Source organism: Paraburkholderia sp. J67 (genome assembly GCF_905220265.1).
Lineage (GTDB): Bacteria > Pseudomonadota > Gammaproteobacteria > Burkholderiales > Burkholderiaceae > Paraburkholderia.
Genome location: NZ_CAJMZK010000010.1, coordinates 68,560 through 80,286, shown reverse-complemented (window position 1 = coordinate 80,286; position 11,727 = coordinate 68,560). Strand labels below are relative to the sequence as shown.

Here is an 11,727-nt window from a genome sequence, read left to right as displayed (position 1 = left end):
TTCTCGTCGCGTTTATTTGCTGACCGCCTTTACCTGCTTCATCTCAGCCTTGTTGTGCCCTTCGCAGTTCTTCTAACAGGAAATCACCATGAAACGCCTGGCCTCACTATGCCTCCTTTCGCTGGCCGCCGCGCTGCCCGCCTTGACCTCCGTATCGGCTCATGCCGCGGCGGACCCTGCCGGAAGGCATGGCGTAGCGCCCATTCAAGTGAAAGCGCAGCTTTATCGCGCATGGCTCAACGGCACCACCGCCGCAGACGAAAAGAGTTCATATCCCTTCGCGCCTTCCGATCGCGCGGAAGTTTCCGCGTCGCGCTGTGGTTATGTACTGGGCCATCCTGGCGCATCGGAATTCCCATCGATCACCCGCGCGGTGTGCAATCAATAACGCACCGGGTTGAAGCATTCGATTATCGGCGCGCTGATTTGTCGCAGTTCAATCCTGTCGTTTCAAAATCGCTATATCCGGTAAGATATTTCGAAATCGCAGGCGGCATGGGCCGTTAATCCCTGGCTTTTAGCCGATTTCAATGAGATTCGTGGCGCGCGCCGCGTCACCTCTCTCATCGCAATGCCGATATCGAAGTTTCTCTCCTTCTCTCTATCCGCTTTCAGGCCGCTATCGCTATGCGTCACACGCGGCAATGCGCGTGCAGTCGTCGCATTGTGCATGGCGCTCGCGGGCGTGCCGCTGGTCGTCTGGCTGGGACTCTGCGTCGGGCGTCTTCCGCTCGCTCCCGCGCAAGTCGCGCTGACCGTATTGGCGGCGCTTCATCTGCACGCGCCGCCGGGCCTTGGCGCGCACGGCGCGCTGCTGCATGCCGTCGTGATGGAGGCGCGTTTGCCGCGCCTCGTGGCGGCGGCGCTGATTGGCGCTGCGCTCTGCACGTCCGGCGCGACCTATCAGGCGGTCTTTCGCAATCCGCTCGTTTCGCCAGGCTTGCTGGGCGTGCTCGGCGGCGCGGCCTTCGGTGCGGCGCTGGCCATCGTGGCGGGCAGCGGCAACGCGCACGCCGCATGGATCGAGGCCAGCGCCTTCGTCGGCGGCATCGTTGCGATGGCGGTCGGCGTAGGCGCCGCCGCGCTGATCGGCGGCACGGCCGACAAGCATGGAGAGCGCAGCAGCGTGCTCACGTTGCTGCTCGGCGGACTCATCAGCAATGCGCTGTTTTCGGCGCTCGTTTCGTTGCTCAAGTACGTGGCGGACCCGCTCAACCAGTTGCCGGCCATCGTGTACTGGCTGCTCGGCTCGCTCGCGCAGACCGGCTGGCACGACCTGGCGTGGGCGGCCGCGCCGCTCGCGCTGGGCACGCTATTGCTGTGCCTCGCGGCTCCGCTCGTCGACGCGCTCACGCTCAGCGACGACGAAGCGCGCAGCCTGGGCGTGCCCGTACAGGCGATCCGACTTGGCGTCATGGTGCTCGCCACGCTGATCAGCGCGCTGACCGTGGCGCTCGCCGGTATGATCGGCTGGATCGGCCTGTTGGTGCCGAACCTCGTGCGTCCGCTCGTGGGCGCATCGAATCGCTTCGTTCTGCCGATGAGTGCGCTCGTGGGCGCGATCGCGCTGATGCTTGCGGACACCTGCGCCCGCAGCGTCGCGAGCGCGGAGATTCCGCTAGGCGTGGTCACCGAACTGGGCGGCGCTGTGGCGTTCGTATTCGTCTTGCGTACGCTGCGTCGCGATGGTCGTTGAGCGCTCCATCGAACCGCCCTCGCTCGCCTGCCACGGCGTCGTGGTACGGCGCGCACATGCCTGCGTGCTCGACGGCGTCAATTTCCGCGTGCGTTCCGGCGAGCTTGTTTCGCTGCTTGGCATCAACGGCGCGGGCAAGAGCACGCTGCTGCGCGTGCTGCTCGGCCTGCTCGCGCCTGCGGCGGGAGCGGTGCATCTGCATGGCAAGCCACTGAGCCGCCATACACGCCGCGCGATTGCCCGGCACGTCGCCTGGGTGCCCCAGCAGCACACACCGCAATTCCCCTACACCGTGGAGCAGATCGTCGCGCTCGGGCGTTTGCCGCATCGCGGCGTCATGCGCGCGCCGCGCGCCGAAGATCGTGAGGCCGTCGCCATCGCACTCGACGACATGCAGATCGCGCATCTCGCGCAACGCGACTATGGCGCGCTATCGGGCGGCGAACGTCAGCGCGTGATGCTTGCGCGCGCGCTCGCTCAGGGCGCCCGCATCCTGTTGCTCGACGAGCCGTTCGCCGGCCTCGACTACGGCCACCATCTGCGCCTGCTGGAGCGCCTTGCCGCGCTCGCGGCCAGCGGCTACGCGATCGTCAACACGAATCACCGCCCCGACGACGCCTGCAATATCTCCACGCGCGTGGCCCTGCTCGATGGCGGACGCATCGTCGCCGACGGCCCACCGCGCGATGTGCTCGACGCCCAGACCGTGAGTGCGCTCTACCGCGCGCCGGTCGAACAGCTCGACGTCGACGGCCAGCGTTTCTTCCGCGCCGCCGCACCCCATTCCCCACTCCCGCCTTCGAGCACCCGATGAATCACCGTCATCCGTCGCGCTGCGCCGCCTTCGCGTTCGCAGCCGCGTGCGCTTTCGCCGCTACGTCTTCCGCACGCGCGCAAAGCACGCCGTCCGTTTCATCCGATCAGAACAACGACACCCACAATGCCGGGCAAACGGGCACTACCACGCTTCCCGCCGTAGCTGTGAGCGCAAGCGCGCAACCCGACGGCGCGAACAGCCCACGTAGCGACAAAGCCTCGCTGGGGCCGCTGGGCACGCTCAAGCGCGTGGACACGCCCTATACGGTCAACGTGGTGACACAGGAAGTCATCGCGGATCAGCAACTGAAGAGCATTCCCGACGCGTTGAAATTGCTGCCCTCCGTACAGGGCGATGGCGCGCGGCCGCAGAGCCGCGGCATCCAGGGCAGCGTGGTGCAGAACAGCCGCATCGACGGTCTTAACGTGGTCTCGACCACCGACTACCCGCTCGAACAATTCGATCGCATCGAAGTCCTGAATGGTTTGGCGGGTGCGCTGTACGGCCCGGCCAATCCGGCGGGCACCTTCAATTACATCCAGAAGCGCCCCACCGACGATCGCGAGCTGCACTTCACGCTAGGCTATGGCACGCAGACGCGCTTCACGCGCGGCCTCGACGTATCGGATCGCGTGGGTCCGTCGAAAGCCATTGGCTATCGCCTCACGCTGCTCGACGAGACCGGCACCGGCTACACCGACCATAGCTCGCTGCGCCGCCAGCTCGCGAGCGTGGCCTTCGACTTCCACCTCTCGCGCGACACGGTACTGGAGGCTAACTACAGCCACTACCACTACGTCACCAAGGGATTCCCGGCCACGTTCGCACTCGCGAGCGGCGCTCATTTTCCGGCAGCGCTCGATCCGACCAACCCGGCATGGGGCTCGCCCAACGGCGGCAACGACGACACCACCGACACCGGCTCGCTGCGTCTGAAGCACGCCTTCTCGCCGAACTGGCATCTGGAAGCGGCCGTGCTGCGCCAGATCGCCGACCGGGAATCGACCACGCCCACCGACACCATCGACACGTCGGGCAACTACAAGACCACGATTTCGACGGCCACCGCTAGCCGCTTCACCATCACGAGCAATCTGCTCTATCTGCGCGGCCATGTGGAAACGGGCAGCGTGCAGCACGATATCAGCGTCGGCACGAGCGGCTTCGTGTGGGACAACTTCAATCCCGTTGCGGGCGCAACGGCCACGCTCGGCAGCGCGAGCCTCGCGAATCCGCAGTCGTTCATGGTGACCGGCGCGCCCGATTTCGAACATCGCTACCAGTCGGCGCAAAGCTCGCAGCAGTCGCTGATCGCGAGCGACAATATCCGCTTCTCGCCGCACTGGTCCGTGTTGCTCGCGGGCAGCCAGAGCTGGCTCTCGACGCACAACTACAACGTGCAAGGCACGCAGACGAGCGAGTCGGCCAATCAGGGTTTGTCGGGGGCCGCAAGCCTGATCTTCAAGCCACGCGAAAACCAGAGCCTCTACGTGACGTACGCGGACAGTCTCCAGCAGGGCGACACGGCGCCCGCGGGCTCGACCAACGCGGGCAATATCCTCGATCCCTATCGCAGCAAGCAATGGGAAGTCGGCTACAAGCTGGCGCTCGCGCGCGTGAACGCCTCGATCGCGGCGTTTCGCATTACGCGGCCCTATGCCTATACGCTCGCGAACGGCGTCTATGGCACAGCGGGCAATCAGGTCAATCGCGGGATCGAGGTGATGGTGGACGGCAACGCCACGCGCGATCTCTCGGTGTTCGGCGGCTTCACGTGGCTCGATCCGCGTCTGTTCGATACGGGCAACGCAAGCACCGAAGGCAAGCGCATCGTCGGCCTGCCCGAATTCGCGCTCAATGTGCTGATGCAATACAAGGTGCCACAAGTACCGGGCCTCTTCACGAATCTCAATGTGCACTACGTGGGCGCGCGACCGACCGATAACGCAAATACGTGGTCGGTCGGCTCCTATGCGACGCTCGATCTGGGCGTGGGCTATCTCGCCGATATCTACGATCGCGCAGTGACGTTCCGGCTCTCCGTCGACAACGTCACGAACCGGCATTACTGGACCAATATCGTGCCCGGCGGCCTGAACGGCTACACGGGATCGGGCAACGCCACCGCGCAGCTCGGCGCGCCGCGTACGATCACGGCTTCGGTGGAGTTCGATCTGTGAAGCTCGCCCGATTTGTCACCGCGCTCGCGCTTGGTGCCTGTGCCTTCACCGCGCACGCACAGCCTAAAACCCGCATCGCCGATCTCTGGTACGCGCACAACGCCGTGGTGACGATGCTCGGCTCCGCCAGTGACGTCGTGGCGACCGTCGCGCGGCCTCAAGCGCTGCCGTGGATGTTCCGCGTTGCGCCAGCGCTCGCTCACGCACAAGCGGTTGCGGGCGCAACGGTCAACGCGGAGGACCTGCTGCGCCTGAACGCCGATGTCGTGTTCGCGAGCGCGGGCGACCCCACTATCGGCGCGATGCGTCGGCTTGGCCTCGATGTCGTGCCGGTGGGTTTCGATGACTACGACTCGATGCTTCGTTGCATCGACCTCACGGCGCAAGCGCTCGACACGCCGCTCGCACGTGCGCGCGCGAGCGACTATCGTGCGTACTTGCAAGCGACGCTGAAAGACACCGCGCAGGCGCTCGATGCGCGTGGCTCGCATACCGCACCCCGTGTGCTGCACGTTGCGTCGCTCATGCCGCTGAAAGTGGACGGCACAGGCACGATCGTCGATCACTGGATTCGTGCGGCAGGCGCACGCAATGCCGCCGACGGCCTTACCGGCAATCTCAAGCCCGTGTCGATCGAGCAGGTGCTGGCATGGCATCCCGATGTCGTGATACTCGCGGCCAATGCGGGCTCGATCGAAGAATCGCCGCAGCGTGCGCTCTGGCAGACGCTCGACGCCGTGCGCGATGGCCATGTCTATCGCAATCCGACGGGCGTGTTTCCGTGGGACCGCTATGGCCCGGAGGCCGCGCTTGAAGTGCGTTGGGCCGCAAGGACGCTGCATCCGGAGGCCTTCCCGCACGACGGTGCTGCTTCGATGGTCAGGCAGACGCAACAGTTCTATCGGCGCTTCTACGGTTACGCGTTATCCACGGCCGAGGCACAGCGGATGTTGAGCGGCGGAACCTGAAGCGGCAACCGGGCGGCTCGAAACAACGCGCCCTGTACAATCGAGCCTCGAGGTTCCATTCAATCGTTCCCTCGCGGCCCCGTGCAGCACCCAACCTCCTCGCCAGACGCGCCTTCACGGCGCGTCGACGTTTCTGCTCGCACCCCGCGGATTTCACCCACTCTACGCTTCAATGTCGCAAATCGAATGCGCGCAGCCTTCGCGCGCGACTCGCACCAAAAACAACTGGGGGGCCGTCTGGTCGCTCGCGCTCGGCTCGTTCGCCAGCGTCACGACCGAGTTCCTGCCCGTTGGCGTATTGCCCGACGTGGCGCGCACCTTTGGCATTTCGGATGGCCATGCCGGGCTGATGATGACTTCGCCCGCGCTGTTCGCCGCCATCGCCGCGCCCGGCGTCATGCTGGCCGCGGGCCGCGTCGATCGACGGCGCGTGCTGATCGGCCTGTCCGTGATACTGCTCGCGGCGTGCCTCATTGCAGCCTTCGCCAGCAGCTTCCCGATGCTGCTGGTGAGCCGCGCGATGGTGGGCGCGAGTCTCGGGGCGTTCTGGTCGCTGGGCCTTGCCGTCGCGGGACGGCTCGTCGAACCGGCACAGGTGCATCGCGCAGCGGGCACGATCTTCGGCGGAGCCGCGCTCGCGATGATCGTGGGTCTGCCCTTCGGCACCTTCCTCGCGAGTTTCTTCACCTGGCGTGGGGCATTCATCGGCGCGGGCGTGCTAGCCACCGTCGCATTGATCGCGCAGATCGTCGTGCTGCCGTCCATGCCCGCACACTCGCCCTTGCGTTTGGGCGGCTTCGTCGCGTTCGCGCGGCAGCGTAAGGCGCAGGTCAGTCTCGCGCTCACGCTGCTAGTGTTCATCACGCACTTTGGCGCGTACACCTATCTGATGCCGCTGCTGATCCAGGCGGGCGTAGCAGGCGATTCTGGAACCTGGGTGCTGCTCGCCTACGGCTTTTGCGCGCTGGTCGCGAATTTCGCCGCGGCGCGCTACGTGGGTCGTGCGCTCCACGCGGCGATGCTCGGCAACATCGTGTTGCTCGCCGCCGTGCTGGCTGTTCTGCCGGCGCTCGACCATTCGCGCTTGACGGTGCTCACGGGCGTGATGGTCTGGGGCATCGCATGGGGTGCGCTGCCGCTGTGCCTGAACGTCTGGCACCGGCGCGTAGCGGATGGCGAGAGCGAAGCCGCCGCTGCGCTCTTCACGCTCGCCACGCAGGTGGCGATCGCGCTCGGCTCGGTGGTGGGCGGCGTGATCGTCGATCACCAGAGCGTGGGCGCCGATTTCCGCTACTGCGCAATCATCGGCTTCGTCGCGGCGGGCATCGTGCTGCGCGCCCGGGCGCAACGCAAACCTTCGAAGGATCACTCATGACAGACCGCGAACGGATCGTCCCGGCCGGTATGGAAGCTATCGTGGAGCGCGCCGGTTACGTGCCCGCCGTGAAAGTCGGTGCAACCGTGTATTGCGCGGGACAGGTCGGGCGCACGCCCGATCTCGAAGTGATCGCCGATCCGCAAGCGCAGTTCGTCGCCTGCTGGGAGAACCTGCGTATCGTGCTGGAAGCGGCGGGATGCACGTTCGAGGACGTCGTCGACATGACGACCTACCACGTGCAGATGAGCGAGCACATGCCGGTCTTTCGCGCAGTCAAGGACCGCGTGTTTCCACGCGGCACCTGTGCATGGACGGCGATCGGCGTATCCGAACTCGCGCGTCCGGGCCTGCTCGTGGAGATCAAGTGCGTGGCAGTGAAGCGGGATTCGAAGGCGGCGTAGCGTTGCGCGATGCCACCTTCAGACACGATGGCTTCGAGATGACGCGCACCCCGAAGCCATCGCTCACACCTCAATGCGAGGCGTGCAGATACAGATACAGCGACGAAGCGGCCACGCCACCCAGCAGCGGGCCGACGACCGGAATCCACGCATAGCGCCAGTCGCTGTCACGCTTGCCCGGAATCGGCAGCAGGGCGTGCATGATGCGCGGCGAGAGATCGCGCGCGGGGCTCATCGCGTAGCCCGTGGGGCCGCCCAGCGAAATGCCGATGCCGAGCACGAGCAGACCGACCGGCAGCGCATCGAGCGCACCGAGGCCCACTTGAGGCGCGGCCAGATACAGCACGCCGAGAATCAGCACGAAGGTGCAAATCGCTTCGGTGATGACATTGTGGCGCACGCAACGAATCGCCGGCCCCGTGCAGAACACGGCGAGCTTGAGATCGGCATCTTCTTCGTTCGCGAAGTGCTGGCGATAGGCGAGCCATACGAGGAATGCGCCGGCCATGCCGCCGAGCATCTGCGCGGCGATGTAGCCGCCCACTTTCGACCAGGCGAACTTGCCGGCGAGCGCGAGGCTGATCGTGACGATCGGGTTCAGGTGCGCGCCGCTGTATGCGGCCGTCACGTAGACGGCCACGAACACGGCCATCGCCCAGCCCATTACGATGACGATCAGGTCCGCGCCGCGGCCTTTGGTCTTCGCAAGCAGCACGTTGGCGACGGCGCCGTTACCGAGTAGCACGAGAATGGCCGTGCCGATGAATTCCGCAATATAGGGTGACATGTTGGTTGTCTCACTTATTGTGCAGCGGGCGCGCGTGGCCGATGCTCCGGCCCGCTGCCCGCTGAATATTGTTGTGTGATTCGGTTAAGTTGGGATGCCCTTGGGTTTACTGCTGTACTGCTACTGCTCCGACCACGCGTCGGTTCAATGCGCTGCTTCAATGCGAATCGTCGGCCCACGCCTTTGCCGCGCGCACCGCACGCTGCCAGCCTGCGCGGCAGGCATCGACCTGAGATGCGACCATCGCGGGCGAGAAACGCTTGTCCACGTGCCACTGGCTTTGCAGTTCGTCCACGCTGTTCCAGTAGCCGATCGCGAGACCCGCGAGATACGCCGCGCCCAGCGCGGTCGTTTCGGTGATCTGCGGACGCACTGCATCCACGCCGAGCAGATCGGCCTGGAACTGCATGAGCAGGTTGTTCGCGCTCGCGCCGCCGTCCACGCGCAGCTCGCCCACGCTGATGCCCGAGTCCGCTTCCATTGCGGCGAGCACGTCGAGCGACTGATACGCGATCGAATCGAGCGCCGCGCGCGCGAGATGCGCCGAGGTCGTGCCACGCGTCACGCCGAAAAGCGAACCGCGTGCGTGGGCATTCCAGTGCGGCGCACCAAGGCCCGCGAACGCCGGCACGAGATAGACGCCGTCGGTGTGCGGCACGCTCGCGGCCAATGCTTCGATTTCCGCTGCCGTCTTGATGACGCCCATGCCGTCGCGCAGCCATTGCACCACCGCACCCGCGATAAAGATGCTGCCTTCGAGCGCGTAGTTGACCTGGTCGCCAATCTGCCAGGCGATGGTCGTGACGAGGTTGTTCTTCGATTCGATGGGCTTGTCGCCCGTGTTCATCATCAGGAAGCAGCCCGTGCCGTAGGTGTTCTTCACCATGCCGGTGTGCGTGCACATCTGGCCGAACAGCGCTGCCTGCTGGTCGCCCGCAATGCCCGCGAGCGGAATCTTCGAAGCGAACACCGTCGTCTTGGTCGGCCCATAAACTTCGGATGACGAACGGACTTCGGGCAGCATGCTGCGCGGGATGTCGAGCGCTTCGAGCAGATCGTCGTCCCACTGGCGCGTGTGGATATTGAAGAGCATCGTGCGCGACGCATTGGTCACGTCGGTCACGTGCAGTTCGTGCTTGGTGAAATTCCACACGAGCCAGCTATCGACCGTACCGAACGCGAGCTTGCCCTGGCGCGCTTTTTCACGTGCGCCTTCGACGTTGTCGAGAATCCAGCGGATCTTCGTGCCCGAGAAGTACGAGTCGATCGGCAGACCAGTCTTGGCACGCACTTTCTCTTCGAGGCCCTGGGCCTTGAGCTGATCGCAGAAGTCGGCCGTGCGGCGGTCTTGCCAGACGATGGCGTTGTAGATCGGGTGACCCGTTTCGCGATCCCACACGATGGTGGTTTCGCGCTGGTTCGTGATACCGATGGCGGCGATGTTGGTGCCGTTCATGCCCGCGCGCGTGACCGCTTCTGCGGCCACACCGGCCTGCGTCGACCAGATTTCCTGCGGGTCATGTTCGACCCAGCCCGGACGCGGATAAATCTGCTCGAACTCCTTCTGGGCGACCGAAACGATGCGGCCCTGGCGGTCGAACAGCATCGCGCGCGAACTGGTGGTGCCCTGGTCGAGCGCGAGAATGTATTGTTGATCCTGCATGTCTCTCATCTCCATCCGTACGTAGTTGTGATTCGCGCCGCCTGGGGCGGCGCGTGGCGTTGCTACCGGCTGTACTGCATGCCGTTACTGCACGTTCTCAACAGCGCCTGAGCGCCTTGCTGCCTTTCAATGCGGCACGGCCGTGCGCGTGCGGCTCGTGGCGAACCACGCTTCGAGCGCGGCCGTGACGGCCTCCAGCGTGCCCGGCGATACATGCAGGCCGAGCTTCGAGCGGCGCCAAAGCACATCCTCGGCGCAGGTCGCCCATTCGGTATCGCGCAGATAGCGCAGTTCGGCCTCGTAAATGCCGGGCGCGATCTGCGGACCCAGCGCATCGAGCGACCTGGCGTCGCCGATCAGGCGTTCGGCGCGCGTGCCATAAGCGCGCGCATAACGCAGCGCGAGCGGCGCGGGCAGCCATGAGAAGCGCTTCGCAAGACTTTCCGCGAACGGCGCGAAGCGTGCATGGGCGATATCGCCGCCGGGCAGCGGTTGACCAGCGGTCCACGCGGGCGCCGTGCTGCCGAGCACGCGCGCCAGCATGTCGCCGGCTTCTTCCGCCAGCTTGCGGAAGGTCGTGATCTTGCCGCCGAACACGGAGAGCAGCGGCGCGCCTTCGGTGTCGTCCAGATCGAGACGGTAGTCGCGCGTGACCGCCGAAGCGTTCTTCGCGCCCTCTTCTTCGAGGAGCGGGCGCACGCCCGAGTAGGTCCAGTGCACATCGGAGGGCGAGATCTTACGCTTGAAATAGCGGTTGATCGACTCGCACAGATAGCGCGTCTCGTCGCCGTCGATCGAAACCTTGGCGGGATCGTTGCGATACTCCACGTCCGTCGTGCCGATCAGCGTGAAATCGTGCTCGTAGGGAATCGCGAAAATGATGCGCTTGTCGGGATTCTGGAAGATGTAGGCGTGATCGTGCTCGAACAGACGCTTCGTCACGATATGGCTGCCCTTCACGAGACGCACGCTATGTTGCGCGCCGCGTCCGAGCGGGCCGCGCAGCACCTCGCCCACCCACGGACCTGCCGCATTGGCGATCGCACGGGCGCGCACGTCGAAGGTGCTGCCATCGGCGCGGCGCAGCGTCGCTTGCCATTCGCCTTCGCCGCTGGCGCTTTTCACGCGCTGCGCGGCCACGAGTTTCGTGCGCGTGAGGATGTTCGCGCCGCGCTCCTGCGCATCGAGCGCGTTGAGCACGACGAGGCGTGCGTCGTCCACCCAGCCGTCCGAATAGACGAAACCGCGCCGGATCGAATCGATCAGCGGTGCGCCCGCCGCGTGGCGGCGCATGTCGATGCCGCGCGAACCGGGCAGCAATTCGCGCTTCGCGAGGTGATCGTAGAGAAAGAGGCCGATGCGGATCAGCCATGCCGGACGCAGGTTAGGCATGTGCGGCATCACGAAGCGCAGCGGCCACATGATGTGCGGCGCCGCGCGCAGCAAGGTCTCGCGCTCTTGCAGCGCCTTGCGCACGAGCCCGAACTCCCGGTACTCGAGATAGCGCAGCCCGCCGTGAATCAGCTTGGTACTGGCCGACGAGGTATGGGAAGCCAGATCGTCCTGCTCGCAAAGGAGCACGGACAGCCCGCGCCCGGCCGCGTCGCGCGCGATGCCCGCGCCGTTGATCCCGCCGCCCACGACGAGCAGATCGTACCGATTCTGTTGAGTCACCTGCGTTTCCTGTTAGTGGCCTCGCTGGAAACCCTGTGATCGGGCCCTATGCAAGTCCAGATGCGAACCAGAAATGTTCGAATGCGAAATCTAACGAACAAAATCGAAAAAGTAAAGTTCGTTTGCAGAGGGGCTTGAAGCGGTGAGGTGGCGACCGGATCAG

Annotated in this window: 10 protein-coding genes; 7 read left to right on the top strand and 3 right to left on the bottom strand. The window is 65.2% G+C overall.

The window, feature by feature from the left end; translation table 11 throughout:
• The first annotated feature begins 88 nt into the window (after positions 1 to 88).
• The 7 genes from U5782_RS19635 to U5782_RS19605 all read left to right on the top strand — a co-directional run bounded on the left by U5782_RS19635 (position 89) and on the right by U5782_RS19605 (position 7,440).
• Positions 89 to 388 carry a hypothetical protein gene (locus tag U5782_RS19635; protein WP_322045541.1) on the top strand — a complete coding sequence of 100 codons (300 nt, stop codon included), beginning with the start codon at positions 89 to 91 and terminating at the stop codon, positions 386 to 388.
• A 282-nt stretch (positions 389 to 670) separates the two neighbouring features.
• On the top strand, positions 671 to 1,696 hold the full coding sequence (locus U5782_RS19630) for an iron ABC transporter permease (RefSeq protein WP_322045540.1): 1,026 nt from the start codon (positions 671 to 673) through the stop codon (positions 1,694 to 1,696).
• Positions 1,686 to 2,510, top strand: a complete 825-nt coding sequence (locus U5782_RS19625; RefSeq protein ID WP_322045539.1) for an ABC transporter ATP-binding protein — start codon at positions 1,686 to 1,688, stop codon at positions 2,508 to 2,510. The genes U5782_RS19630 and U5782_RS19625 overlap by 11 nt, the downstream gene beginning before the upstream one ends.
• The gene (locus U5782_RS19620) at positions 2,507 to 4,693 is read left to right on the top strand and encodes a TonB-dependent siderophore receptor (RefSeq protein ID WP_322045538.1); all 2,187 of its coding nucleotides are present in this window, start codon (positions 2,507 to 2,509) and stop codon (positions 4,691 to 4,693) included. The genes U5782_RS19625 and U5782_RS19620 overlap by 4 nt, the downstream gene beginning before the upstream one ends.
• Positions 4,690 to 5,661 (top strand): ABC transporter substrate-binding protein, encoded by a 972-nt coding sequence (locus U5782_RS19615; RefSeq protein WP_322045537.1) that lies wholly within the window; start codon positions 4,690 to 4,692, stop codon positions 5,659 to 5,661. The genes U5782_RS19620 and U5782_RS19615 overlap by 4 nt, the downstream gene beginning before the upstream one ends.
• Positions 5,662 to 5,833: 172 nt before the next feature.
• Positions 5,834 to 7,036 carry an MFS transporter gene (locus U5782_RS19610; protein WP_322045536.1) on the top strand — a complete coding sequence of 401 codons (1,203 nt, stop codon included), beginning with the start codon at positions 5,834 to 5,836 and terminating at the stop codon, positions 7,034 to 7,036.
• Entirely contained in the window at positions 7,033 to 7,440 is a 408-nt protein-coding gene (locus U5782_RS19605) for a RidA family protein (protein WP_322045535.1), read from the top strand. The genes U5782_RS19610 and U5782_RS19605 overlap by 4 nt, the downstream gene beginning before the upstream one ends.
• A gap of 70 nt (positions 7,441 to 7,510) precedes the next feature.
• Here the strand turns inward: U5782_RS19605 and U5782_RS19600 are convergent, their stop codons facing one another.
• From U5782_RS19600 to glpD, 3 genes are all read right to left on the bottom strand, one after another.
• Positions 7,511 to 8,227, bottom strand: a complete 717-nt coding sequence (locus U5782_RS19600; protein WP_322045534.1) for an MIP/aquaporin family protein — start codon at positions 8,225 to 8,227, stop codon at positions 7,511 to 7,513.
• A 157-nt stretch (positions 8,228 to 8,384) separates the two neighbouring features.
• Positions 8,385 to 9,890 carry a glycerol kinase GlpK gene (gene glpK / locus U5782_RS19595; RefSeq protein ID WP_322045533.1) on the bottom strand — a complete coding sequence of 502 codons (1,506 nt, stop codon included), beginning with the start codon at positions 9,888 to 9,890 and terminating at the stop codon, positions 8,385 to 8,387.
• Between the two features lie 126 nt (positions 9,891 to 10,016).
• Positions 10,017 to 11,564 (bottom strand): glycerol-3-phosphate dehydrogenase, encoded by a 1,548-nt coding sequence (gene glpD, locus U5782_RS19590; RefSeq protein WP_322045532.1) that lies wholly within the window; start codon positions 11,562 to 11,564, stop codon positions 10,017 to 10,019.
• Positions 11,565 to 11,727: the final 163 nt, after the last annotated feature.